The organism is Solimonas marina (genome assembly GCF_012241385.1).
GTDB classification, from domain to species: Bacteria; Pseudomonadota; Gammaproteobacteria; order Nevskiales; family Nevskiaceae; genus Solimonas; species Solimonas marina.
In genome coordinates, this window is sequence record NZ_JAAVXB010000006.1 from 225,279 (window position 1) to 249,559 (window position 24,281).

General features: G+C 65.0%; 22 protein-coding genes and 2 pseudogenes. 7 read left to right on the plus strand and 17 right to left on the minus strand.

Translation table 11 applies throughout. The annotated features are described in order from the left end of the window. Nucleotides 1-22 precede the first annotated feature (22 nt). The 8 genes from G7Y82_RS12660 to murJ form a co-directional block, all read right to left on the minus strand. The gene (locus tag G7Y82_RS12660; RefSeq protein ID WP_168148489.1) at nucleotides 23-553 is read right to left on the minus strand and encodes a GspH/FimT family protein; all 531 of its coding nucleotides are present in this window, start codon (nucleotides 551-553) and stop codon (nucleotides 23-25) included. A 193-nt stretch (nucleotides 554-746) separates the two neighbouring features. Then, on the minus strand, nucleotides 747-1,700 hold the full coding sequence (locus G7Y82_RS12665) for an NAD(P)/FAD-dependent oxidoreductase (protein ID WP_168148490.1): 954 nt from the start codon (nucleotides 1,698-1,700) through the stop codon (nucleotides 747-749). A gap of 35 nt (nucleotides 1,701-1,735) precedes the next feature. Beyond that, nucleotides 1,736-2,695 carry a 4-hydroxy-3-methylbut-2-enyl diphosphate reductase gene (ispH, locus tag G7Y82_RS12670; protein ID WP_168148491.1) on the minus strand — a complete coding sequence of 320 codons (960 nt, stop codon included), beginning with the start codon at nucleotides 2,693-2,695 and terminating at the stop codon, nucleotides 1,736-1,738. Nucleotides 2,696-2,712: 17 nt separating this feature from the next. Then, on the minus strand, nucleotides 2,713-3,210 hold the full coding sequence (lspA, locus tag G7Y82_RS12675; RefSeq protein ID WP_168148492.1) for a signal peptidase II: 498 nt from the start codon (nucleotides 3,208-3,210) through the stop codon (nucleotides 2,713-2,715). Nucleotides 3,211-3,217: 7 nt separating this feature from the next. Then, nucleotides 3,218-3,616, minus strand: coding sequence for a hypothetical protein (locus tag G7Y82_RS12680; RefSeq protein WP_206370646.1), 399 nt, complete (start codon nucleotides 3,614-3,616; stop codon nucleotides 3,218-3,220). After that, a complete protein-coding gene (gene ileS / locus G7Y82_RS12685; protein WP_240954277.1) occupies nucleotides 3,613-6,378 on the minus strand; it encodes an isoleucine--tRNA ligase in 2,766 nt (921 codons plus the stop codon). The genes G7Y82_RS12680 and ileS overlap by 4 nt, the downstream gene beginning before the upstream one ends. Before the next feature lie 132 nt (nucleotides 6,379-6,510). Continuing rightward, a complete protein-coding gene (locus tag G7Y82_RS12690; protein WP_168148494.1) occupies nucleotides 6,511-7,452 on the minus strand; it encodes a bifunctional riboflavin kinase/FAD synthetase in 942 nt (313 codons plus the stop codon). Then, a complete protein-coding gene (gene murJ / locus G7Y82_RS12695; protein WP_168148495.1) occupies nucleotides 7,449-9,005 on the minus strand; it encodes a murein biosynthesis integral membrane protein MurJ in 1,557 nt (518 codons plus the stop codon). The genes G7Y82_RS12690 and murJ overlap by 4 nt, the downstream gene beginning before the upstream one ends. 176 nt (nucleotides 9,006-9,181) lie before the next feature. Here murJ and rpsT point away from each other — a divergent pair, with 176 nt between their 5' ends. Then, a complete protein-coding gene (gene rpsT, locus G7Y82_RS12700; protein ID WP_168148496.1) occupies nucleotides 9,182-9,445 on the plus strand; it encodes a 30S ribosomal protein S20 in 264 nt (87 codons plus the stop codon). A 75-nt stretch (nucleotides 9,446-9,520) separates the two neighbouring features. Here the strand turns inward: rpsT and G7Y82_RS12705 are convergent, their stop codons facing one another. Continuing rightward, nucleotides 9,521-10,639, minus strand: a complete 1,119-nt coding sequence (locus tag G7Y82_RS12705; RefSeq protein WP_168148497.1) for a 1-aminocyclopropane-1-carboxylate deaminase/D-cysteine desulfhydrase — start codon at nucleotides 10,637-10,639, stop codon at nucleotides 9,521-9,523. A gap of 96 nt (nucleotides 10,640-10,735) precedes the next feature. Here G7Y82_RS12705 and G7Y82_RS12710 point away from each other — a divergent pair, with 96 nt between their 5' ends. Together G7Y82_RS12710 and G7Y82_RS12715 are read left to right on the plus strand one after the other, a co-directional pair. Continuing rightward, a complete protein-coding gene (locus G7Y82_RS12710) occupies nucleotides 10,736-10,939 on the plus strand; it encodes a hypothetical protein (RefSeq protein ID WP_168148498.1) in 204 nt (67 codons plus the stop codon). Nucleotides 10,940-11,020: 81 nt separating this feature from the next. Further along, nucleotides 11,021-11,644 carry an RDD family protein gene (locus G7Y82_RS12715; protein ID WP_168148499.1) on the plus strand — a complete coding sequence of 208 codons (624 nt, stop codon included), beginning with the start codon at nucleotides 11,021-11,023 and terminating at the stop codon, nucleotides 11,642-11,644. A 20-nt stretch (nucleotides 11,645-11,664) separates the two neighbouring features. Here G7Y82_RS12715 and G7Y82_RS12720 read toward each other — a convergent pair whose 3' ends face one another. After that, nucleotides 11,665-13,080, minus strand: coding sequence for an amino acid permease (locus tag G7Y82_RS12720; protein WP_168148500.1), 1,416 nt, complete (start codon nucleotides 13,078-13,080; stop codon nucleotides 11,665-11,667). A 216-nt stretch (nucleotides 13,081-13,296) separates the two neighbouring features. After that, a complete protein-coding gene (putA, locus tag G7Y82_RS12725) occupies nucleotides 13,297-16,398 on the minus strand; it encodes a bifunctional proline dehydrogenase/L-glutamate gamma-semialdehyde dehydrogenase PutA (protein WP_366515659.1) in 3,102 nt (1,033 codons plus the stop codon). A gap of 123 nt (nucleotides 16,399-16,521) precedes the next feature. Here putA and G7Y82_RS12730 point away from each other — a divergent pair, with 123 nt between their 5' ends. From G7Y82_RS12730 to G7Y82_RS12740, 3 genes are all read left to right on the plus strand, one after another. Continuing rightward, nucleotides 16,522-16,977, plus strand: coding sequence for an Lrp/AsnC ligand binding domain-containing protein (locus G7Y82_RS12730; RefSeq protein ID WP_168148502.1), 456 nt, complete (start codon nucleotides 16,522-16,524; stop codon nucleotides 16,975-16,977). Nucleotides 16,978-17,267: 290 nt separating this feature from the next. Beyond that, on the plus strand, nucleotides 17,268-17,855 hold the full coding sequence (locus G7Y82_RS12735) for an OmpA family protein (protein ID WP_168148503.1): 588 nt from the start codon (nucleotides 17,268-17,270) through the stop codon (nucleotides 17,853-17,855). 144 nt (nucleotides 17,856-17,999) lie between these two features. Beyond that, on the plus strand, nucleotides 18,000-19,016 hold the full coding sequence (locus tag G7Y82_RS12740; protein WP_168148504.1) for a cupin domain-containing protein: 1,017 nt from the start codon (nucleotides 18,000-18,002) through the stop codon (nucleotides 19,014-19,016). Between the two features lie 91 nt (nucleotides 19,017-19,107). Here the strand turns inward: G7Y82_RS12740 and G7Y82_RS12745 are convergent, their stop codons facing one another. From G7Y82_RS12745 to G7Y82_RS21200, 5 genes and pseudogenes are all read right to left on the minus strand, one after another. After that, complete coding sequence (locus tag G7Y82_RS12745; RefSeq protein ID WP_168148505.1) at nucleotides 19,108-20,502, minus strand: 8-oxoguanine deaminase; 1,395 nt, start codon at nucleotides 20,500-20,502, stop codon at nucleotides 19,108-19,110. A gap of 106 nt (nucleotides 20,503-20,608) precedes the next feature. Next, a pseudogene (locus G7Y82_RS12750) lies at nucleotides 20,609-20,849 on the minus strand (transposase); the annotation flags it as partial. Between the two features lie 92 nt (nucleotides 20,850-20,941). Then, on the minus strand, nucleotides 20,942-21,541 hold the full coding sequence (locus tag G7Y82_RS12755; RefSeq protein WP_168148506.1) for a hypothetical protein: 600 nt from the start codon (nucleotides 21,539-21,541) through the stop codon (nucleotides 20,942-20,944). A gap of 880 nt (nucleotides 21,542-22,421) precedes the next feature. After that, nucleotides 22,422-22,886, minus strand: coding sequence for a hypothetical protein (locus tag G7Y82_RS12760; protein ID WP_206370648.1), 465 nt, complete (start codon nucleotides 22,884-22,886; stop codon nucleotides 22,422-22,424). A 24-nt stretch (nucleotides 22,887-22,910) separates the two neighbouring features. After that, nucleotides 22,911-23,114, minus strand: coding sequence for a transposase (locus G7Y82_RS21200; protein ID WP_206370650.1), 204 nt, complete (start codon nucleotides 23,112-23,114; stop codon nucleotides 22,911-22,913). 220 nt (nucleotides 23,115-23,334) lie between these two features. Between G7Y82_RS21200 and G7Y82_RS12765 the strand changes: the two are divergent. Continuing rightward, nucleotides 23,335-23,484: pseudogene (locus G7Y82_RS12765) on the plus strand (IS110 family transposase); the annotation flags it as partial. 35 nt (nucleotides 23,485-23,519) lie between these two features. Here the strand turns inward: G7Y82_RS12765 and G7Y82_RS12770 are convergent. Continuing rightward, nucleotides 23,520-24,140 carry a hypothetical protein gene (locus G7Y82_RS12770; protein WP_168148507.1) on the minus strand — a complete coding sequence of 207 codons (621 nt, stop codon included), beginning with the start codon at nucleotides 24,138-24,140 and terminating at the stop codon, nucleotides 23,520-23,522. Nucleotides 24,141-24,281: the final 141 nt, after the last annotated feature.

Sequence of the window (24,281 nt, forward strand, 5' to 3'; positions counted from 1 at the left end):
GCGCACCAGCTCCGACCCTAAGCTAAGGCTGCGGGCAGCTGCCGTCGAAGTCATGCGGCTCGCTGACGACCCGACCGCTGCCAATCAGCACCAGATCGCGGGCATTGCGATCAATGTCATCGTCAACGCAGACCCGTAGCCGACCAGCCGCGAACGCACCACTGCGCCAGGCGGCGGCCCCACTGGGGCCGAACACTACGGCAGTGCGGAACGGTCCGTTTCCAGCGACCTTGAGGTCGGTCGGCCACGATGGCTGCGAGCGCGTCGATTGCGGACGATCGTCATAATCCAGCTCTCCGTCATGGTTGCGGTCGATGAAGACCATCCACGTCCCTCGACTCCAGTCGCCATCGCAACCACCAGCAACGCTGCCAGCGCAGAACGTCACCCACGTGCCATGCGTGACCGCGACCTGCCGTGCATGTGCCATCGCCACCAATAACCGATTCGTCTGTGCCGTCAACCGCGACCTAGACAGGAGGGCCGAGTAAGCAGGCACGACGATAGCGACAACAACTGCCGTCACCGCCAGTGTGACCAGCAGCTCTAACAAGGTCACACCGCGCCAAGACATCTGTGAGGCACGCTGCGGCCTCAATCGCCTCTCTAGCATTGCCCACCTTCCCCGGCGCCGGACGACTGCAGCGCGACGCGCTTGCGGACCGGCGATGGCTTAGATGCTAAGCAGCGAGTCGTGTCAAAACCGTGCGCCAGTTCTCAGTTGACGGCGCCAACTGTGACGTAGATCAAATCTGAACGGCGTTTTCGGGGCTCAGGGCATGCGCAACCCGCGCCGCCGTGCCGGGCGCCAGAGTCAGGCCGATGCGGAAATGGCCGGTCGCCAGCAGCAAGCCCGACAGCCGCGGATGCGGGCCGAGCAGTGGCCCCTCGCCGGCCGGTCTCGGTCGCAGGCCCGCCCAATGCGCCACCACGCGACGAGCGTGAACCGCTGGCCACAACTGCGCCGCTCGCGCCAACAGCGACTGCCGGGCGGCGGCGGTCGGGGTCGTGTCGAAGCCGGCGTCCTCCAGCGTACTGCCGACCAGAATCTGGCCGTCGCGGCGCGGGATCAGATAGACGTCCTCGCCGATCAGCAGTCGCGTCAGCACCGGCTCGCCGGGCCCGAGCAACAGCATCTGCCCCTTGGCCGGCCCGACGCCGTCGGCTCCGAGCGGCGCGGACCAAGCCCCGGCGGCGAGCACGGCCTGACGGCAGGCAATCTCCTTGTCGTCGGTGCGCACGCCGATCACTGTATCGCCGTCGAGCACCCAGCCCCTGGCGGCAGTTCGCTCGAAGATCGTCACGCCGCGGCGCCGCCGCAGCGTGCCTGCCAGCGCCTTGACCAGCCGCGGATTACGAACCTGCGCCATGCGCGGATAGTCGACCTGCGTGCCGTCGTCCTTGCGATAGCGCGCACCGCAGTCCCAGTACTCGGGGTCGATGCCGGACTCGGCGTGGAGCCGCGCGCACCACTGCGGGTATAGCGCCAGACTCTCTGCGAGCAGATCGCGCACCGCCTCGGGAATGTGGTCAGGCGGCAGCGGCGTCAGCATGCCGCCGCCGGCCCACGATGCGGCACGGCCGAGCTCGTCGCGCTCGATGAGGCCGATACGGTGCCGACCGTCACGGCTCAGCGCTTCGGCGCAAGCCATGCCGATCACGCCGCCGCCGACAATGGCGACATCGAAGGTTTCGCGCACCGTCCGGCCCGCTCAGCGCACCCGTGCGGCGCCGCTCACGACGACACAGCCGGCTTGGTTGCGCGACGCAGCGCCGGTGGCAGCGAGAACACCACATGCTCCTCGCGCCCCTTCAGCTCGTTGACGCGCAGGCCACCGTAGGTTTTGAGCTTCTCGACGACATCGCGTACCAGCACTTCGGGCGCCGACGCGCCGGCGGTGACGCCGACACTGCGCTTGCCGTCCAGCCACGCCGGCTGGATGTCCTGCGCGCCGTCGATCAGATAGGCCGGCGTACCGCGGCTTTGCGCGAGCTCACGCAGGCGATTGGAATTCGAGCTGTTGCGCGAACCGACCACCAGCAGTACGTCGCAGCGGTCGGCCATCTCCTTGACCGCGTCCTGACGATTCTGCGTGGCGTAGCAGATGTCGTCCTTGCGCGGCCCATGTACGGCCGGAAAGCGTGCACGCAGCGCGTCGATGACGCGCGAGGTGTCGTCCATCGACAGCGTCGTCTGCGTGACGAAGGCGATGCGCCCGGGCTGGCGGATCACCAGCGTGGCAACGTCCTCCGGCGTTTCGACGAGATGGATCGCGCCGCCGAACGACGGATCGAACTGGCCCATCGTGCCTTCGACTTCCGGATGCCCGGCGTGGCCGATCAGGACCACCTCGCGCCCCTCGCGCGAGTAGCGCTTGACCTCGATATGGACCTTGGTCACCAGCGGACAGGTCGCGTCGAAGACCGTCAGACCGCGCTTGTCGGCGGCTTCGCGTACCGCCTGCGAAACGCCGTGCGCGGAAAAGATGCAGGTCGCGCCAGCCGGAATCTCGTCGACTTCCTCGACGAACACCGCGCCCTTGGCGCGCAGGGTCTCGACGACGAAACGATTGTGTACGACTTCATGGCGTACGTAGATCGGCGCCCCGAGCACCTCCAGCGCGCGCTCGACGATGTCGATCGCACGGTCGACCCCTGCACAGAAACCGCGAGGATTGGCGAGCAGGATGTCCATCGCGTCGGCCGCCGTATTCAACCGGAGGCCTTTGCCGACTTGCGGCTGCGGAACATGTCGAGCACGGTATCCAGCACCAGCAGAACGGCGCCGCAGGTGATCGCAGAATCGGCGACGTTGAACGCCGCGAAATGCCAGCTGCCGACGTAGAAGTCGACGAAGTCGACGACGTAGCCGCGCGTCACGCGGTCGATGACATTACCGAGCGCGCCGCCCATGATCAGCGACAGCGCCACCGCCACCATGTGCTGATCGCGCGGGTGACGGCGCAACCACAGCAGGATGGCGATGCTGACGCCGACGCCGAGCAGCACGAACAGCACCGGCGAAGCATTCGACATCATCGAGAACGCCGCGCCGGTGTTCTTCATGTAGGTCAGGTTGAGGTGCGGCAGCAGCGGCACCACCTCGTACCAGCCGATGTTGCGCACGACGAGTTGCTTGGCGATCTGGTCGAGCATGATCACCAGCGCCGTCGCCCACAGCCAGTAGACGTTTTTGTACTGAAAAGACATCAAACCCTCACAAACCGGTCGAGCGCGACCAGAGTACCGCAGTCCAGCCCCAGACGAGATAGACCGCCCAGACCAGCAACGGCGTCAGCAGTCCGAGGCGCAGGCCGCCCCAGCCCAGACCATCGTGGAACGGGTAGATCCAGAGCAACAGGAGCAGCGTCGGCGCCAGGCTCAGCAGAATGCCGCGCACGAACGGGCCACGCGACAGCGGCACCAACAACTGCAGTCCCCAGAGCCCACCGATCACCAGGCGCGGGTACAGCCAGTTGAACGTCAACACCGGCGCGATGCCGACGTGCAGCTTTGCCGTCACACCGAAATGCCCCGCCGCCCAGAGTGCGACCGACGACACCAGCGCCGCGACCGTGCCGGCGGCGTACGCCAGCGACAACGAACGCATATTCATACGAACTGCCGCGTCTCGCCCGGCCCGTCGACATTGCTGACGCAGCGCCCGCACAGGGTCGGGTGCGCCGCATGCACGCCGACGTCGGGCCGCTGGTGCCAGCAACGCTCGCACTTGGGATCGGTCGACGGCTGCGCCACGCTATAGAGCGTTGCGGCACCGACCGTCGTCGGCACCGCCTCGGCCGGCTTGTTCGCCAGCGGCGCCAGTTCGGCACCCGAGGTGATGAACCAGAAGCGCAGCTCCGGCCCAACCGTCTCCAGCATCTGCGCGGCCACACCGTCGGTGTAAATCGTCACGTGGGCGTTGAGGCCCGAGCCGATTTGAGCACCGGCGCGCAGCGTCTCGAGCTGCTTCTTCACCGACTCGCGCAGCGCCTGCAGCAAGGTCCAGTCGACGTGGGTGGCCGGGACGGCCGGGAACACGTACCACGGCTGCGCGAACACCGGCTCGCTGCGGTCGCCGGGCAACATGCCCCAGATCTCGTCGGCGGTGTACGACAGGATCGGCGCGATCCAGCGCACCAGCGCTTCGGCGATGTGCAGCAGCGCGGTCTGCGCCGAGCGCCGCGCCGGCGACGCCTTCGGCAGCGTGTAGAGACGATCCTTGAGGATGTCGAGATACAGGCCGCCCAGATCAGAGTTGCAGAAGGCATGTATTTCAAACGCCACCTTCCAGAACTCTCGGTCCCCGTACCACTCCTTGATCTGATCTTGGGTTATCTGGCATCGGTGGATCATCCATTGATCTATCGACACGAGCTGCTCAGGAGCCGCCAAATCTTCCTCTGGATCAAAATCTTTCAGGCTTCCCAGAATGTAGCGGGCTGTATTGCGAATGCGCCGGTAAGCCTCGGCGATACGCTGTAGCAACGTTTTCGACAAAGTGATCTCGCCGGAGTAATCGCTCGACGCCACCCACAGGCGCAGCACGTCGGCGCCCAGCGTCTTCATGATTTCCTGGGGCTCGATGCCGTTGCCGAGCGACTTCGACATCTTGCGACCCTGCTCGTCGACCGTGAAGCCGTGCGTCAGCACCTGCTTGTACGGCGAGCGGCCGCGCATCGCCACCGACGTCAGCAGCGACGAATGGAACCAGCCGCGGTGCTGGTCCGAGCCTTCCAGATAGATGTCGGCCTGCGGCGCCAGCCCGTCGGCGTCCAGCGCCTCCGGAATCATCGACTTGAACACGCACTGGTGGGCAACGCCAGAATCGAACCAGACGTCCAGCGTATCCGTGCCCTTCTCGTACTGCGCCTCGTCGACACCCCAATCGGCCGGTGTCGAACCGAACCACGCTTCGAGGCCATTGGCCTCGACCTGGTCGGCGACACGGCGCATCAGCGCCGAGGTGTCCGGATGCAGTTCCTGGGTCTGGCGGTCGACGAAGATCGCCAGCGGCACGCCCCAATAGCGCTGCCGCGAAATGCACCAGTCGGGACGGCCGGCGATCATGTCGTGAATGCGGTTTTCGCCCCAGTCCGGAATCCAGTCGGTCTTGGCGATCGCTTTCAGCGCACCAGCGCGCAAGCCTTCCTTGTCCATCGACACGAACCACTGCGGCGTCGCGCGGAAGATCAGCGGCGTCTTGTGACGCCAGCAATGCGGGTAGCTGTGCGTGATCTTGGCCAGGTGCACGAGCGCGCCAGACGCCTGCAGCGCCTCGATGATCGGCTCCTCGGCCTTGCGCACGTGCTGGCCGGCGACCAGCGGCGTGCCGTCGATGAACACGCCGTTGCTGCCAACCGGATTGTCGACCGGCAAGCCGTACTGCTTGCCGACCGTATAGTCCTCGACGCCATGAGCCGGCGCCGTGTGCACGAGGCCGGTACCGGCGTCGAGCGTGACGTGCTCGCCGAGCACGACCGGCACGACGCGTTCGGCGAACGGATGCTGCGCCTTCGCGCCTTCGAGCGCCGCGCCCTTGGCGGTCGCCAGCACCGTGGCGCTATCGCCCCAGCGCTTGGCCGTCGCCTCGACCAGTTCGGCGGCGATGATCACGCGGCCCGCCGTGGCAAAGTCGACCAGCGCGTAGTCGAGCTCGGCGTTGGCGGCGATCGCCTGATTGGCCGGCAGCGTCCACGGCGTCGTCGTCCAGATCACGAACGCCGCGCCGGCCGCATCGGCAACGCCGAAGCGCGACGCCAGATCGGCGGCATCGGCCGCGGCGAACTTCACGTCGATCGCGTTCGACTGCTTGTCCTGATACTCGACCTCGGCCTCGGCCAGCGACGAGCCGCAATCCAGACACCAGTGCACCGGCTTGAAGCCGCGCACCACATGGCCGTTGTCGACGATCTGCGCGAGTACCCGCAACTGCTCGGCCTCGTAAGCCGGGCGCATCGTCAGATACGGGCGATCCCAGTCGGCGATCACGCCGAGGCGCTTGAAACCCTCGCGCTGCTTGGCGACCTGCTCGCCGGCGTATTCGCGGCACTTCTCGCGAAAGGTCTGCGCGTCAATCTTGACGCCGACCTTGCCGAACTTCTTCTCCACCTGCAGCTCGATCGGCAGGCCGTGGCAGTCCCAGCCCGGCACGAACGCGGCATCGAAACCGTCGAGGCGCGCGGCCTTGACGATCATGTCCTTCAGGGTCTTGTTGACGGCGTGCCCGAGGTGAATATCACCGTTGGCGTACGGCGGACCGTCGACGAACCAGAACTTCGGACGGCCGGCGGTGGCCTGCTGAATCTGCCCGTAAATGTCCTGCTCCAGCCAGCGCGCGAGCATCTCGGGCTCGCGCTTGGCGAGATTGGCCTGCATCGGAAACGCAGTTTCCGGCAGGTTGATCGTCTTCTTGTAGTCCTGCTTGTCGGTCACGGTCGGGAACGCCTGTCGGCCGGCCGCATCGGACCGGCGAAAATGTGCGGGGGCATCAAGCTTTTTACCAAGCCCTCAATTATCGGGCGCCACGCCCAAAAAGGCCATTGCGTCGGCCTTGTCGCGGTGCATCTGCGCCTGCAGCGCCTCCAGCGTCTCGAAGCGTTCCTCGGCGCGCTGATAGCGGCGGAACTCGACGCTGACGGTCTTGCCGTAGAGGTCGCCGGGCGGGTCGAAGAAATGCGTCTCCAGCAGGCAGCGCGTCAGCCCCAGCGTCGGTCGCACGCCCAGCGCCGCGACGCCCGGCCACTCGCGGTCCGAGCCGTCAATGCGCGCAACGACCGCGTAGATGCCGAGCCGCAGCACCGGCTGGCGGCGGAAATTGACGTTGGCGGTCGGCATGTCCAGCGTCCGCCCGAGCTGCAAGCCCCGCTGCACACGGCCGACGATGCGATACGACCGTCCGAGTATCTGCGCGGCCTGTGCGAAGTCCGGCAGCGCCAGCGCCTCGCGCAGCGCCGTCGAGCTGCAGCGCAGACCGTCGGCCAGCACGCTGTCGACCGCTTCGACGACATAGCCGTAGCGCGGCGCCTCGGCGCGCAGCAGCGCCATGTCACCGCTGCGCCGCGCACCGAAGCTGAAATCGTCGCCGACCACGATCGCCCTCGCCTGCAGCCGCTCATGCAACGCCTCGGCGATGAACGCATGACCGTCGAGCGCGCAAAACGGCGGCGCAAAGCGCTGGATGACCACCGCGTCGACGCCGGCATCGGCGAAGTCGGCAAGCTTGGTGCGCAGGTTGCTGACGCGCAGCGGCGCGGTCTGCGGCGCGAAGTACTCGCGCGGCGTCGGCTCGAAGCACATCACCGTCAGCGGCAGGCCCAGCCGCCGCGCGTGCTCGCGAGCCCTGGCGATCAGCGCCTGATGGCCGCGATGCACGCCGTCGAAATTGCCGATCGTCAGCGCGCAGCCGCGCCAATCGCGCGGCAGATTGTGCAATCCGCGGACGACTCTCATGACATGACCTGCCCGCGCCGGAATTGCCCCGGCCGCATGCCGCACAGCGCCAGCACCGCGAAGTAGACGACGATGCCGGCAACGATCACCAGCATCGCGCGCAGGCCACGTGTCAGCGCATCCGCCGCCATCCAGTCCGCCAGATGCCCGACACCGTAGAACACGACCAGCGCCAGCGCCGCACAGGCCAGCAGGATGCGCAGCGCGAACACGCCCCAGCCGGCGCCCGGTCGGTAGATGCCGTCGCGACGCAGACGGCGCAGCAGCAGCATGGCGTTGACCCAGGCGGTCAGCGACGTCGACGCCGCGAGGCCCACGTGCGCGGCGGCGATGTGGTAGTGCAGCGCCAGCGCGAACAGCACCAGACTCGCCGCCATGCCGATACAAAGGCCGATGATCGCGAAGCGCATCGGCGTCTTGGTTTCCTGCCGCGCGTAGAAGCCGGGCGTCAGCACCTTGATCAGCGAAAAGCCGATGAAGCCGACGCCGTAGGCCCAAAGCGCATACGTCGTCATTGCCACATCTTCGGCGGCAAAGCGGCCGTGGCCGTAGACCGTCGCCACCAGCGGCCCGGCGAACAGAATCATGCCGACCGCCGCCGGCAGACCGATCACCAGCATCAGCCGCAGCCCCCAGTCCAGGGTCGCCGAAAAGTGCTCGGCCGACTGGGTGGCGTGCTGCGCCGCCAGCGTCGGCAGGATCGCCGTGCCGATGGCGATACTGAAGATGCCGAGCGGAAATTCCATCAGGCGGTTGGCGTAGTAGAGCCAGCTGACCGGACCATCGCCCAGATGCGTCGACAGATTCGAATTCAGCAGCAGGCTGACCTGGGCGATCGACGAACCGAGCATCACCGGCAGCATCAGGCCGACGATGCGCCGCACGCGCGCATCACGCCAGCCCCAGCGCGGCAGCGGCAACAGGCGCAGCTTCAGCAGCGACGGGAACTGGAAGAGAAACTGCAGGACGCCGGCGACGAACACCGCCCACGCCAGCGCGTGGACCGAGCCCGAATCGACGAACGCCGAGGCGATCAGGCAGACGTTGAGAATGACCGGTGTGAACGCCGGCACCGCGAAATTGCCGTACGCATTGAGGATGCCGCCGGCCATCGAGGTCAGCGAGATGAACATCAGATACGGAAAGGTCCAGCGCAGCAGACCGGCAGCCAGCGTCGCCTTGTCCGGGTCGGCATGAAAGCCGGACGCGAACGCCCAGACCAGCAGCGGCGCCCCGACGCAACCGATGATGGTGATCACCGACAGCACGCCGCCCAGCGTCCCCATCGTCACCGACACCAGATCGCGCGCGTCGTCGTGCGTCTGCGTGGTCTTGGTCTCGGTGAAGACCGGCACGAAGGCCTGAGAGAATGCGCCCTCGGCGAACATGCGGCGGCCGAAGTTCGGAATCATCAGCGCCACGAGAAAGGCATCCATGCCAGCGCCGGCACCGAATGCGGCCGCCAGCATGATCTCGCGCACGAAGCCGAGGATGCGCGACAGCAGCGTCATCACGGCAATGACGCCGGAGGCTCGGAACAGGGATTTCGACATAGCCGCAAAGTGTAACGGCTCAGGCTGCGTTTCGGCGGGCGAAAGGTCAGCTATTTCAGTCGTTTCGGGAGCGGCGCCCACCCCCTTGACGATGTGCATTTCTATTGACAGCGAGGGTGGGCTTACCCATAATCCGCGGCCTTTCGAAAGAGCCTTAGTTTTTCAGGAGTTTCACCTTGGCCAACATTGCCAGCGCGAAGAAGCGCGCCCGCCAGTCCGAGAAGCGCCGCAGCCGCAACGTCGCGCAGCGTTCGATGATCCGCACCTTCATCAAGAAGGTTGTGAAGGCCATCGAAGCCAACGATAAGGCTGCCGCGCAGACCGCCTATGCCGAAATGGTTCCGGTCGTCGATCGCTATGCGACGAAGGGCCAGATCCACAAGAACAAGGCAGCGCGCCACAAGTCGCGTCTCGCCGCCAAGATCAGCGCCCTGGCCTGATCTTTCAGCGGTTTGTGAAAAAGCCCCCGCACTGCGGGGGCTTTTTCGTGCGCGCCAGGTTCAGTACTGCCTGATTCAGGCGTAAATGCACTCCGGCGGCGCGCCGGGGCCGTCGGCGACCCGCGCAAATGCCCAGTAGGGCTTGAGCGCATCCGGCACTTGCGACAGCGGTGTGCGCACCACACCGGGTGGCAAGGCGGTGGCGCTGAATGTGTGCCAGTACAGGGCCGGCCCCGGATTGAGCGCCGCGTCACGGTCGGCAAACAGGCACGCCAAGGCCTTGCCGCTATAGGCGCTGTCACTGCGCGCGCCGGTCGCCTCGGTGAAGCGCGTCATCGCCGCCTTCACGGTCGGCGTGGCCAGCGCGTATTCGCCGCCGTAGAACTTGGTCCGTACCGAAACGCGCGACATCAGAAAATCGGTCTGTGGCAGGCGGATACCATGCCGGCGCAGCAGACGCGCCAGGCGATCGATCAGACGGCCCAGCGCGTCGCGCCCCGCGTGGCGGTCGCTGACGACCTGCACCGCCTCGATCCGCGTCGGCAAACCGGCCAATGCCAACCCCACGCACAAGCCGGCAACCGTGCCCATGCTGCTGAACGGCACGTATAGCGCCGCCGGGCACGGCAGCAGCCCGCCTTCGATCTGCGACTGCAGCTCGAAGGCCGCGGCGACGAACCCGAGCGCCCCCAGAGCATTCGACCCACCGGGCGGAATCCAGTACGGCAGGCGCCCGCCGGCCAGACTGCGAACCGCCCGCCCCGCCGCCGCCATGACGATGCCACTATCGGCGTCGCGTAAAAACAGGTCGGTACCGCAATGCAGTGAAATCGACAGATTGTCGGCCACGTAAACCGCAGGGCGCTGCGGCAGCAGCCCGCCCTGGACCTGCAAACCCAGCTTGCGCGCATGCCAGGACGTCGCCGCGACGAAGTTGGAGCCGGCATAGCCGAACACCGTCAACGTCCGCCGACCGCGCGCCAGCGCGTCGGCGAGCAGATAGTCGAGTTTGCGAATCTTGTTGCCGCCGTAGTCGGTGGCGGTGAGGTCATCGCGTTTCAGATAGACATCCGGCAAACCGGCCAAAGGCTCGATCGGCGTCGGCCCACTGACGAGTCCGGCGCGCGGCAGGGACGCCAGTGATGGCAGCGCATCGACGAGCAAATCAGGGCCGGCAGAGGTCTTGGCAAGCATGTGTCAGACTCTGCGCTGCGCCCTGCCCCGTCGCTTGACATTTAGCGACGACGAATCGTCCGCCAATTTCGCCACTGCACGTCAGAAATTTCCCGCATGGATACCGAATTACTGCTATGGGGCTTGCTGTTCAGCTCGATCGGACTCGGCTTCTTCATCTACGGCAAGAAGCAGCAGCGACTTGTGCCGTTGCTCTGCGGCCTGGTGCTGATGGTCTATCCGTATTTCATCTCCAGCGCCGTCGCGCTCGTGGCCATCGGCGTCGCGCTCTGCGCGATTCCGTATTTCTATCGCCCCTGACAGATGATCTGAGTGATCGCCCGCTGGCAGCTGCAGCGCGCCGCTGCCAAGCTGCGCCGCGCCGCCCCTCCGTGAACGACCATGAGTGACCATCAGAAAAACGCTTTCGTCACCCACACGCTGGACCGCACGCGCAGCCTCGAAGGCGTGCCACTGGCCAGTTTTCGGCGGCGCACCATCGCCTGGAGCATCGACTTTCTGCTGCTCGCCACGGTGTCAGGCGCCGCATGGATACAGTCGATCACCGCGCTGTTCAACGAGCATGGCGACGCCGCTGCGCAAGCCGAGAGTGGATTCAGTCCGTTCCACAGCTTCGGCAGCCTGCTGCTGGTCGTCCTCTACTTCGGCCTGGCGACGTACTGGGGCCACGGCAAGACGCTGGGCAAGAAACTGATGGGCATTCGCGTCATCTCGCTGGTCGGCGAGCGCCTGACGCTGTGGCAGTGCATCGAACGAGGCCTGGGCTACGGCGCTTCCGCGCTCGAAGCCGGCTTCGGCTTCTGGCAGTACTTCATTCACCACAATCGGCAGACGGTGCACGACCGTATTGCCGAGACCATCGTGGTGCGCGACACCGCGCTGGATCCGCGAACCCTGCATCCACGCCAACGCGCCGCGTTGCAGGCCTCCGGCGTGCAACTGGAACCGGACGAGCCGCCATCACCCGCCGTCATCGCGGCGACCCAGGACGCCGATACGATCTGAATCGGCGCGGCACAGCGGGATCAGCTCGGCGCCAACGCGCTGCGATGGCGCGCCCAAAACAGGTAGATCAGCAAGCCGAGCGCGTTCCAGATCAGGAAGAAGTGCAAGGTTTCGGCCGGCAGGCTGCTGAATAGATACAGGCAGCCGACGATGGCCACGGTGCCAATCAGCGGCCACCACGGCGTGCGGAAACGTCGTTGTCGCTGCGGTTCGCGTATGCGCAGGATCATCATCGACGCGGCAGTGGCGATGAAGGCGCACAGCGTGCCGGCATTGGCCAGCGCAACGATGCGCGACAGCGGCATGAAGCCGGCGAGCGTCGCCGCGATCACGCCGGTCAACAGCGTTACCGCGACCGGCACACCGCGCTTTGCGCTGACCGCCGCCAGGCGCTGCGGCAGCAGGCCGTCGCGCGCCATCGCGAAGAACACGCGGCTCTGGCCGTACATGAAGACCATGATCACGGTCGGCAACGCCACCACCGCCGCGCCACCGATCAGCGCCGCGGCCTTCGGGTGGTCGAGCAAGCGCAGGATTTGCGCGAGCGGTTCGGCACTTTTGGCAAAGCTCGCGACCGGCTGTGCGCCGATCGCGCTGGCCGCGACGGCCATGTAGATCAGCACGCAGATCAGCATCGAGCCGACGATGCCGATGGTCAGATCGCGGCCGGGATTCCTGGCTTCCTCCGATGCCGTCGAAATCGCGTCAAAGCCGTAGAACGCGAAGAAGATGATCGACGCCGCGGCCATCACGCCCATCTTCACGCCGTCGACCTCATGTGCGGCAAACCCATGCGGCATGAACGGCGAGAAGTGCGCGGCATCGAAGGCCGGCGCACAAAACGCGACAAAGCCGGCCAGCGCAACGATCTTGACGATCACCAGCACCAGATTGACGCGCGCACTCTCACGCGTGCCGAGCATCAGCAGCGCTGCCACCGCCAGAGCGATGAAGATGGCCGGCAGGTCGATGACGCCACCCGCGCCGGGCGCGTGCATCAGCGCCTCCGGAATCGGCAATTGCGCCTGGTGGATCAGGCCCGACGCATAGCCGCCCCAACCGACTGCGACCACCGAACAGACCAGCGTGTATTCGAGGATCAGGCTCCAGCCGACGATCCACGCCCAGCCCTCGCCGATCACCGCGTAGCTATAGGTGTAGGCGCTGCCGGCAACCGGGATCATCGTTGCCATTTCGGCGTAGGCCAGCGCCGCGCAGGCGCAGACCGCGCCGGCGATCAGGAACGACAGCATCGCCGCCGGCCCGGCCAGCGCCGCGGCCTCGCCGGTCAGCGTGTAGATGCCGGTGCCGACGATGCCGCCGACGCCGAGCGCGACCAGATGCGGCCAACCGAGGCTGCGGCGCAGTTGCGCGCGCTGCGCGCCATGGGCCGCGGTCGCATCGTCGATGCCGCGGCGGCGATTCCAGAATGACATGAGGCTCCCTTGTTCTGCCCCGATTGTGCCGGCTCGACGCCGAGCGCGCGCGGCGGGAAACCCCTAGACCGCGCGCGTGCCTCGATACGCCGCGCTGCGCGCAGCACTCGGCATGAACGGAGCCGCCACGCCTTTTGCCGTTCGCCCCGCGTGATCGCGCAGCGATCGTATCGCGGGGTTGCTGCACGCGCGGTGAGGGCTGGAATCGTGCCCTGCCTAGGCCTCCAGGCTCAGCAGCGTCGCATTGCCGCCCGCCGAGGTCGTGTCGACCGACAGCGTGCGCTCGGTGGCGAACCGCAGCAGATAATGCGGACCGCCGGCTTTCGGGCCCGTGCCGGACAAACCCTCGCCGCCGAACGGCTGACTGCCGACCACCGCGCCGATCATCGAGCGATTGACGTAGAGGTTGCCGGCCTTGGCCTGCGCGCGCAGCGTTGCCATCGTCGCCGCGTTGCGGCTGTGCAGCCCCATCGTCAGGCCGTAACCGCTGGCATTGACGCGCGCGATGGCCTGCGCCAGCTCGCCGGCCTTGAACGTAGCCACATGCAGCACCGGGCCGAAGACTTCGCGCGTCAGATCCTCGATCCTGGCCAGGCGGATCACCGTCGGCGGCACGTAATGGCCGTGCTGCGTGGCCTCCGGCAACGCGCACTGCGCGATCACCGATGCGCGATGCGCGTCGATGTGCGCGAGCAGACGCTGCCGCGCGTCGGCGTCGATCACCGGACCAAGGTCGCTATCAATGCGCGCCGGGTCGCCGATGGCCAGTTCCGCCATCGCGCCCTTGAGCATGTCCAGCACACGCTCGGCGATGTCTTCCTGCAGGCACAGCAGGCGCAGCGCCGAGCAGCGCTGGCCAGCGCTCTGGAACGCCGAGACGATGACGTCGGCAACGACCTGCTCCGGCAGCGCGGTGGAGTCGACGAACATCGCATTGAGGCCGCCGGTCTCGGCGATCAGCGGCACGATCGGCCGCGACTCGTCGTCGAGCAAGGTTCGTGCGATGCGCCGCGCCGTCGCGGTCGAGCCGGTGAACGCGACACCGCCAACGCGGCGATCGGCGATCAGCGCCTGACCGATCTCCGGCCCGCCCGGCAGCACATGCAGCACATCGGCCGGAATGCCGGCGGCGTGCAACAGGCGCACGGCGCGCGCCGCGATCAGCGGCGTCTGCGGTGCCGGCTTGGCGACCACGCTGTTGCCGGCGACCAGCGCCGCGCTGATCTGGCCGATGAAGATCGCCAGTGGGAAATTCCACGGGCTGACGCAAGCAAACACGCCGCGGCCGGACAGCGTCAGCTCGTTGCGCTCGCCGGTCGGCCCCGGCAGCGCCAACGGCGCGAATTGCGCCTGTGCCTGCTGGGCGTAGTAACGGCAGAAGTCGATGGCCTCACGCACCTCGGCCAGCGCATCACCGATGCTTTTGCCGGCCTCGCGCACCGCCAGCGCCATGAACGCATCGCGGTCGGCTTCCAGCGCGTCGGCGGCACGTTCCAGGCAGGCGGCGCGCTCGGCAACCGGTCGTGCATCCCAGGCCGGCTGCGCAGCGGCGGCGCGCGCCAGCGCGTCGGCCACATCGGCCACCGTCGCCGGCACCACCTCGCCGACCACGCGCCGCGTATCGGACGGATCGCACACCGGCAGCCCCTGCCCGTCGCGCGCCTGAGCACCAATGATCGGCGTGGCGCGCTGCGGCGCATTCCAGGTCTGCTGCATGGCCGCGAGCAGGCGCTCGACGGTGTCGGCGTCGGACAGGTCGATACCGCTGGAATTGCGGCGCGCGGCGCCAAAGAGGTCGGACGGCATGAGAATTCCCGGGTTCGGAGACAGATCCACCGATTCGATCTGCGCGAGCGGATCGGCGAGCAGCTCGTCGTCGCTGATGCTGCGATCGGCGATCTGATGGACAAAGCTGGTGTTGGCGCCGTTTTCGAGCAGGCGGCGCACGAGGTATGCAAGCAGATCGCGATGACCGCCGACCGGCGCGTAGACGCGCACGGCGATGCCGCGTTCGGCCATCAAGCGCTCGTAGAGGCCGACGCCCATGCCGTGCAGGCGCTGGAATTCGAAGTCGCGCGACGCGCCCGCCCATTCGAGGATGGTCGCCACCGTCAGCGCGTTGTGCGTTGCGAACGCCGGATACAGATGCGGCGCGTCGAGCATCGCCTTGGCGCAGGCCAGATAGCTGACGTCGGTCGCCGCCTTGCGCGTGAACACCGGGTAGTCGGCCAGCCCGCGCTCCTGCGCACGCTTGATCTCGCTGTCCCAATACGCGCCCTTGACCAGGCGCACCATCAGCCGCCGGCCGGTCTGCGCGCCAAGCGCGTCAGCCCAGTCGATGACGGCCCGCGCGCGGCGCTGATAAGCCTGCACGGCCATGCCCAGACCATCCCACCCGGCCAACGCCGGATCGGCGGCGACGGCGGCGATGATGTCCAGCGACATTTCCAGGCGATCGCTTTCCTCGGCGTCGATGGTCAGGCCGATGCCCTGCGCCTTGGCCATCTTCGCCAAGGCCACCGTGCGCTCGATCAGCGCCGGCACCGCACGCGCCGCGTGTAGTGGCTCGTAGCGGCTGTGCAGCGCCGACAGCTTTACGGAGACACTGTCGCGCGCCGCCAGGTCGCGGTCCGCCGCGGCGCGCTGGCCGACCTCATGAATGGCCTGCAGATAGGCGTCGAAATAGCGGTCGGCGTCGGCCTGGGTGCGCGCCGCCTCGCCGAGCATGTCGAACGAATAGCGGAACGCCGCGTTGTCGCCGCCGTGCGCGCGGCGCAGCGCCTCGTCGATGTCGCGGCCGAGCACGAACTGCTCGCCCATGATCTTCATCGCGATGCCCACGCCAGTGCGCACCGCCGGCTCGCCGAGCCGCGCCACCATGCGCCGCAGCGTCGGCGCCTGCTCACCGCCTTCGAGCAAGGCGCTGGTCATCGCCAGGCCGAAGGTCGCGCGATTGACGAGGAACGACTCGGACTTGCCGCGATGCGCCTCCCAGTCGCCGTCGGCGAGCTTGTCGCGGATCAGCGTATCGGCGGTGCGCGCATCGGGAACGCGCAGATAGGCCTCGGCCAGCGCCAGCAGCGCCACGCCCTCGTCGGTGTTCAGCGGGTACTGCTGCAGGAAGCGGTCGATCCAGCCGCCATGACGCGGATCGCGCAGCTCGGCGAGCAGCATGCCGGCAGTGGCGCGAACCCGCGCGCGCGCGTCAGCAGGCAGGCGCGCTCCGGCGAGCAGATCGGCCAAGGTCGCGGTTTCAGGCCGTCGGTACAAACCCGGGAGGCGCCGGCGCGCAGCGAGCAAGACAGGCGTATCGTCCACGGCAGAAGCCTCTTTGAAGGTCCTGCATCCTATTTTGGATATCGCCGAATGTGCTCGGTATTTTTGGCATGAAATCCGAACTATCATCCGTCGCGACAACTTAAATCCGAAGGATTTTTGGCCATGATTGACGCCATCGACCGCCGCATCCTGCGTGCCCTGCAGGCCGACGGGCGCATGACCAACCAGGAGCTTGCACAGCGCTGTCAGCTGTCGCCGGCAGCCTGTCATGAACGCTTCCGGCGTCTGCGCGAGCGCGGCTACATCACCGGCTTCACCGCCCTGCTGGACCCGGAAAAACTCGAGCGCGGACTGCTGATCTTCGTTGAAATCCTGCTCGACCGAACCACCGGCGATCTGTTCGAGCAGTTCGCCGCCACGATCCGCGAAACTCCGGAAGTGCTTGAATGCCACATGGTGGCAGGTGGCTTCGACTATCTGATCAAGGCGCGCGTGCAGGACATGAATGCCTACCGCGTCTTCCTCGGCAACACCCTGGTCAACATGCCGGGCGTACGCGAGACACGGACCTATGCGGTGCTCGAAGAAGTGAAATCGACGATCGCGCTGCCAATCTGATAGGCCCGATGCAGGCGGATATCGGCACAGATTTATTGTGGGGGCAGGCCTGAATTGCGTGTCGGCAAAAAACGACCGCAAAAATAAAATTATCGTCAGGCCGCGCTGACTCGCCGCCGAGCCGACATCGGACTTTGGTGCGGTATTGATCAAAATCAATCGATTACATCGCAGTATTGACCATTCCGCCATTCCGTTCAATGAGAATTCAGCCTCATTTCAGACAGTAGGTGCGCGGTGTTAATGTTCGCTACGCCTAGTAACGACTCTTAGTAGCTTTGGAGATAACGATGAAAATGCGCGCTTGGGCCGGGAATCTCGCCATTGGCATGACGGCTGTCGCTCTGGCTGGTTGCCACCACTATGTGAAACAAGAGGATTACGACAAGACCATTGCCGAGCTGCGTGCAAACGACGCCGCCCTGCGCAGTGATCTGGACAGCCTCAAGTCCGAACTCGACAGCAAATTCGCTGGCTATGACGCCAAGATTTCGAAGCTGGAAGGTCGCGTTCAGGTCGACGTTGCCGCCCACTTCGGCACCAATGAATATGCACTCAATGATCAGGACAAGGCCGCGCTCGACGGCTTCGCCGAAGTCATTCGCGACCACCATCCGGGCACGCTGATCACTGTTGAAGGCTTCACCGACCCGCAGGGTTCAGTGGCCTACAACAAGAAGCTCGGCCAGCAGCGCGCCGACGCCGTGCGTGACTATCTGGTGCAGACCGGCGGCCTGCCGGCCGACAAGGTCCGCGCCGTCAGCTACGGCAAGGACAAGAACCGCCAGGTCGCGCCGGGCGCTACCGGTGACGCCGGCGCGCAGAACCGCCGCGTGGCGCTGGTCATCGAGGACGTACCGCCGGCAGCCGGCGGCTGATCGTCACGTCTTCCGTGTCAGTGAAAGGGCCGGCATCCGCCGGCCCTTTTTTGTGGCCCGCCCTCCGTGGCGCTCACGCTTCAGGCCATCGCTGGCGCACATCTTGCCGGCACATGCAGCGTTCCCTCGTTTGCCGGACGTCTCATGCGCGTTTTGCTGCTGGCCAGCATCCTCACCCTCGCCTGCGGGCCGGCGCTCGCCGCCGCGCCGGGCGGCACCGCCGCCCGAATCATCGCCAAGCTGCACATGCAGAAGATTCCCGATGAGGGCGCGTGGTTCGCCGGCACCTACCAAAGCCCGATCCGCATCCCGCAAAGCGCGCTGCCGGCCCGTTACGACAGCGCCCGCAATCTCGGCAGCGGCATCTACGCGCTGATCACGCGCGACGACTTCTCGGCGATGCACCGCCTTCTCACCGACGAAACCTGGCACTTCTATTCAGGCGATCCGATCGAACTGCTGCTGCTCTACCCGGACGGTCGCAACCGCATCGTCACGCTCGGCAGCGACGTGCTCGCCGGCCAACAGCCGCAGTTCACCGTGCCGGCCGGGGTCTGGATGGGCGCGCGGCCGCAAGGCAACGACGCCAACGCCTACGCGCTGTTCGGCTGCACGCTGGCGCCGGGCTTCGACTACGGCGACTACCAAGCGGGCTATCGCGACGTCCTGCAAGCCGCCTATCCGCAACGCGCAGCGCTGATCGCAGCGCTGACCCGCGAGGCCTTCGCCAAGGCACCGCCCGACGCCGCCCCATCACCATCGAGCAGCGCCGTCACCGAAGCCATCGCGCCGTTCTCGGTCGACGACGTGCCGGCGGTGACCGTCGCACCGGGCGTCACGCTGCGCGAGCTGATCGGCCGCAACGCCCATGCCAAGCGCAACGACTACAGCCTCGCGCACTTCCGTCTGGCCCCCGGCAAGAGCACCGGCATGAGCTACAACCGCACGGCCGAGGAATTCTTTGTCGTCACTGGTGGACGTGGCACTGCGATGGTCGATGGCCGACGCACGCCGGTTACCGACGGTTCGGTCGTCATTCTCAAACCGGGCGAGCGCCACGCGCTCGACGCCGATGCGAATCATGATCTGGTGTTTTACGCGATTACGGTGCCGGCGTTCAGTCCAGACGACTATGTGCGGGTCGAGGCCGCGGAGCGGTAGGCTGCGTGGTGCATTCTCGGCGCAGATTTATTCCGCGAAATCTGCGTAATCTGCGGCTCCCGCTTTCTACCGTCGCGACACGCAGCTAGCCTCAGCCGAGCAGCTTCGCCGCCGCCGCGTTATGGCACTTGATCAGCGCCGGTAGATCGACACCGCGTATTTGACCGTCCTCGACGACGACGCGGCCGTTGATGACCGACAGCCAGGCGCTCGCCGGCGCACAGGTCAGCAAAGACGCGACCGGATCGGACTGGCCGCCGGCGTGCTGCAGCCCATCGACGCGAAACGCGACCAGATCGGCCGCCTTGCCTACTTCGAGGCTGCCGAGATCGTCGCGGTCGAGGATGGACGCACCGCCGCGCGTGCCCAGGCGCAGCGCCTCGCGCGCCGACATGCGGTCGGCGCTGGATTCAAAACCCGGCCAGCCGACACGCTGCAACAGCATCGTCTGTCGCGCCTCGCCGAGCATGTGGTTGCCGTCGTTGCTGGCCGAACCGTCGACGCCAAGCCCGACGCGCACGCCGCGATCGACCATCTCGCGCACCGGTGCGATACCGGACGCCAGAATCATGTTGCTGCTCGGGCAATGGCAGACACCGCTGCAGGTATGCGCCATCTTGCCGATGTCGCCATCGTTCGGATGCACCATGTGCGCGAACCACACATCGTCGCCGAGCCAGCCCAGCGATTCGGCGTAATCGACCGGACGCAGCCCGAACTTCTCCAGGCAGTAGCGATCCTCGTCGATGGTCTCGCCCAGATGCGTGTGCAAGCGCACCTGACGGTGGCTGCGCGCCAGCCGCGCGCTTTCGCGCATCAAATCGGCGCTGACCGAGAACGGCGAACACGGCGCCAAGCCGATGCGCAACATCGAGCCCGGCTCGGGATCATGGAACTGGCCGATCACACGCTCGCAGTCGGCGAGAATCGCGGCCTCGTCCTCGACCAGCCGATCCGGCGGCAAACCGCCGCGGCTCTCGCCGACACTCATCGAACCACGTGTCGGATGGAAGCGCACCCCGAGTTCCTGTGCCGCGGCGATTTCGTCGTCGATGCGGCTGCCGTTCGGATACATGTAGAGATGATCGGCAACCGTCGTCGCGCCGGACAGCAGCAGCTCGCACAGGCCCAGCTTGGCGCTGACGTACACCGCCTCGGCGTCCATCCGTCCCCAGATCGGATACAGCGTCTTCAGCCAGTCGAACAGCGCCAGCCCGCGGCTGGTGCCGACGCTGCGCGTCAGCGTCTGGTAAAGATGGTGATGGCCGTTGATCAGGCCCGGCATCAATACGCAGCCCGACACGTCGACGCTGCGGTCGGCACAACGCTCGGCCGGAGCCTCGGCGATCCACGCGTCCAGCTCGGCACTGCCCCCAACGCGCTCGATCCAGCCGTCGCGAATGAACACCGCACCGTCGCGAATCTCCCGGCCGGCATCGTCATGGGTCACCAGCACATCGGCACCGGTCAGCAGCAGCGTCGTCACGTCAAAAGCTCCACAGCACGCTCGAAATCGGCTCACATGGTAAACGCGCCAGTGCCGGTGAATCAGAAGTTTGTTGATGAAGCCGTCGAGAATGCTTGCTTCGCAGCAGGCAAGACGCGCCGACCCGCCGAGTGATCGCGGCCTCGTTCGGGAATATGCCGACAACGTCGGTGCACGACTTGATCTTGCCGTTGAGCCGCTCGAGTGGCTTGGCGCTATACAGCTTCACGCCACATGCCGTCGGAAACCTCATGTGCGCCAGTGCGGCCCGGCTCGGCCTCGTCCATGAGCCGACGTAGGGCGGGATTCATCCCGCCTGTCGCGAGCCGTGGCCGAATCTCGAAGGCGGGATGAATCCGGCCCTACCCGATCTCTGTTACGCCACCGGTGACTGTGACCCATGTCTCCGGACTTTTTACCTATCTGTCCGACCGTTCACTCAATAGGCTTCACGGAAGTTACCGATCATCCACAACAGCTTGTCGATAATGCGCACGTCATAAGGATAAGCCTCACAGTGTCGGGTCCTCAGATCCTGCAGCAGTTTCGAATGCAAAGTCTGAAGCCGACGAACCATGGCGTGATAGTTCATGTAGTGGCCAACTGCCGCTTCTATGTCGCCTTCTCCGTCGATGGAGGGTGACGCCCCGATTCGGGGGAAGCCGGCAAGCTCATCGTCGATGCACTGCATCACGGCGAGCGCCCGATGTACGAACGCGTCGTAAATGACCACTGTGCTTGGATAGAGACACCAGAGAAGCTTCGATGCTGCAGACACCCAACTACGCCTTACGGTTTGATGAAGCGCAGTAAGAAGCTCCGTATAAAGCCGTCTGATGTCGTCTTCCGTGATGTCGCCAACACGTTGATGAGCGGCGGCGAACCGCATGAACCGCGCGACAATGGCGGTCCTGTCGGGGTTTGTGATTCCCTGAAAGAGGCCGTAATCCCGCATCCAGGACCGGACAAGGTTTGGATCGTGCGGACCGTCGCGCAGCATCTCAACCATCTGAGGATCGCGGAAGATGCCGCGTTGCATGTTGCAGGCGGTTACGTAGTGCCTTTCGACGTATGAACGGAAAGTCATTGCAGGCCTAGACTGTATGACTTCCGCGCACCAAGGCGCTGACCTCCGCGAAGGCCGCATCGCGGGTTAGCGTGATGCCAGAGCCGCAGGAGCGAGTAAGGACTACGCTCATCAGTCGGTTTCCTTCAGCGGAGGTCAGCATGTCAAGCGATAATACTGTCTTCGCGGGCTTGGATGTCCACAAGGATTCGATCGTGGCAGCTGACGTAGGGCGGGATTCATCCCGCCCTACCCGGGCTTTCGTGCGCTTATTCAGATTTTTCCTTAGATGACTGTTTCCTTAGAAAATTTCTCATGTGATCAGATATTGGTTCTTCAACCGAGAAAGATGAGAATTCCCTAATGATGGTTGGCCAAGCCTTGGATAGCACTCCCATGCGACGAAAGTACGGATGGAGCCAGACCCAATCAAGTCGCCAGGGCTTCTGACAGTCTTTCGTTTCGTAGAAGCAGCACGCACCGCAAACCACAATTTCAGAAGACTTGAATTCGTAGTGCAGAACAAAGTCCTTCTGATGAAGCAAGTACGCCTTATACGGAACATATTTTTCATGTCCCGGGCGCCGATTGGCTCGGAATTGGCAAAAATCAAAGTGCATTTCCGAGCGGAAATGCCGCGCGCAGCTCTCAACTGCTTGTCGGTGCTGATATCGTGATTCATGCGTGACTATCGTTGGGCCATCTCCGCTCAACGTGGTGAGCTTCGGCGGGCAGATGCAATACTCATTTCCCATTCTGCGGAATATAACGCTTGAATTACGAATTACGGTGACACCTCACCAATTACACTAAATTATTCGGTACGGCCAGCAACGACAGTGACGTGTGAACGTCACACCGACCTTCCTTGCCCGGCGGCCTCTTCGCTGCGGTCGGGCCGTCGTCCGCGTTTGCGCGGGATCACCGAAATACCCAGCTGTCGCTCCACCTCCGCCAGCGCCGTCGCGCCCATCAACGGCCGTCCGACCGACAGACCGCGCTCCAGCGCCTTGCGCAGATACTGGTCTTCCCGCTGCCCCATGAACTCGGCGAAGTCCCCGATCCGCGTCAGCACCGGGCGAACCTTGACCAGCACGTCGTTGCGGCGCGCAGCCAGCGCCGGGGCACTTGACCACCGCCACGCCGTCGCCTGGGGTACGAGCCGGGCTTTGACCGGGTTGAGGGCGACGTACCGGACAGCCGCCATCAGATGCGCTTCGTCCATCGCGACACAGCCGAATCGCCCCTGAAACAGGTGTCCCGTCACTCTCAGCCGGGCGTTGATGTAGGCGCTGTAGCGCCGGTGGACTTCGCCCACCGCGCGCGACAGCCCGTCACGCGTTTACGGCACCATGATCAGGTGAACGTGGTTGGGCATCAGGCAGTAGGACCAGACGTCCACGTCGTTTTCCTTGCATGCTTGCGCCATCAGATCCCGATACAGCGCGTAGTCCGAATCTTCGAGAAAGATTCGCTGGCGCCGGTTCCCACGCTGCGTCACGTGGTGCGCCAGCTGCGGAATCACGATGCGAGGAAGCCGGGCCATGGGTCAGCACGATACGCCTGTTTCAGAACAATTGGTGAATTGGTAAGGTGTCACCGTAATTCGTATGCAGCTTCACGCCACACGCCGTCGGGAACCTCATGTGCGCCAGCACGCCCGGCTCGGCCTCGTCCATGAGCTGACGTAGGGCGGGATTCATCCCGCCTGTCGCGAACCACGACTGAATCTCGAAAGGCGGGATGAATCCCGCCCTACCCGATCTCTCAAGGCGTTCTACGATCGCCTGCGTGCCGCTGGAAAGCCACACAAGGTTGCAGTTGTCGCCGTTGCCAGAAAACTCCTCACTGCGCTCAATGCAATGGTCCGCGATGGCGCAGCCTGGGACCCCTCGCTACTTGAAAACAGGGGCTGAGGCGATATGGTTGCTACCCGATCTGGAACCTGTTGTTATATCTCTTTTCCCTCAAAGTACTTGATTGTGCGCTTTTTAATACCTGTGACTTCCACATAGTTCCAAGTGCCGCCAATGATCCCCCCAACGATGGGCAGCGTCTTCGTGAGGATGCCCTTCTGAGTCACCTTGATTCCAAAGTACTTAAGCATGATCTTCTGAAACGCCTTCAAGGTTTCTTTTGACAGGTATTTCTTTATCCCCGCTCTTGTCAGCCCCATGCCACCCCGGACGCCGAGTTCTCTTAGCGCCTGACTTCCTATATTCAACCCAAAGATTGGAATGAGGAGCTCCCATGCCGCATCTTCGTTCTTGAAGAAGTCGCTGTCGTAGATAACGGCCACACGAGCCGCAGCCATTACTTCAAGCTTCAATGTGGCAGCAACGTCAAGCACGGCGGAGGGCAGTGCCACCCAAGGATTAGCCGGGAGTCCTGTGGCGACGCCGGTTGCGGCCGCTTTCCAGCGCGCCTTTGAAAAGGCACTTTCGGCAAGCTGTCGATTGGACGCACCAGGCTTGTTCTTTCGATCTTCTGCCACTGACGCGATGATTGCGGGCGGGTCAATGTCAATCACCCACTCAAGCGACTTCATCAGCGCTTTGTTCTCTTCAGCCAAGATAATTCCCCCTTGAGATATAACGCCTGAGTTAAGCCGCGCCACGAAGTGGCGTCGGCTTGAATGATGGAATGGACTCCTCCCGCTGTTTTAAGCGGCATCGAAGTGCCAAGCTGGAGATGCGAATCATCAGCGATCCAA

Bases quoted from the DNA above. Each gene is read 5' to 3' on its own strand.
- ispH (WP_168148491.1), bottom strand. From the start codon at position 2,695: ATGGACATCCTGCTCGCCAATCCTCGCGGTTTCTGTGCAGGGGTCGAC.
- lspA (WP_168148492.1), bottom strand. From the start codon at position 3,210: ATGTCTTTTCAGTACAAAAACGTCTACTGGCTGTGGGCGACGGCGCTG.
- G7Y82_RS12680 (WP_206370646.1), bottom strand. From the start codon at position 3,616: ATGAATATGCGTTCGTTGTCGCTGGCGTACGCCGCCGGCACGGTCGCG.
- ileS (WP_240954277.1), bottom strand. From the start codon at position 6,378: ATGCAGGCCAATCTCGCCAAGCGCGAGCCCGAGATGCTCGCGCGCTGG.
- G7Y82_RS12690 (WP_168148494.1), bottom strand. From the start codon at position 7,452: ATGAGAGTCGTCCGCGGATTGCACAATCTGCCGCGCGATTGGCGCGGC.
- murJ (WP_168148495.1), bottom strand. From the start codon at position 9,005: ATGTCGAAATCCCTGTTCCGAGCCTCCGGCGTCATTGCCGTGATGACG.
- G7Y82_RS12705 (WP_168148497.1), bottom strand. From the start codon at position 10,639: ATGCTTGCCAAGACCTCTGCCGGCCCTGATTTGCTCGTCGATGCGCTG.
- G7Y82_RS12710 (WP_168148498.1), top strand. From the start codon at position 10,736: ATGGATACCGAATTACTGCTATGGGGCTTGCTGTTCAGCTCGATCGGA.
- G7Y82_RS12715 (WP_168148499.1), top strand. From the start codon at position 11,021: ATGAGTGACCATCAGAAAAACGCTTTCGTCACCCACACGCTGGACCGC.
- G7Y82_RS12720 (WP_168148500.1), bottom strand. From the start codon at position 13,080: ATGTCATTCTGGAATCGCCGCCGCGGCATCGACGATGCGACCGCGGCC.
- G7Y82_RS12730 (WP_168148502.1), top strand. From the start codon at position 16,522: ATGATTGACGCCATCGACCGCCGCATCCTGCGTGCCCTGCAGGCCGAC.
- G7Y82_RS12735 (WP_168148503.1), top strand. From the start codon at position 17,268: ATGAAAATGCGCGCTTGGGCCGGGAATCTCGCCATTGGCATGACGGCT.
- G7Y82_RS12740 (WP_168148504.1), top strand. From the start codon at position 18,000: ATGCGCGTTTTGCTGCTGGCCAGCATCCTCACCCTCGCCTGCGGGCCG.
- G7Y82_RS12755 (WP_168148506.1), bottom strand. From the start codon at position 21,541: ATGCAACGCGGCATCTTCCGCGATCCTCAGATGGTTGAGATGCTGCGC.
- G7Y82_RS21200 (WP_206370650.1), bottom strand. From the start codon at position 23,114: ATGGCCCGGCTTCCTCGCATCGTGATTCCGCAGCTGGCGCACCACGTG.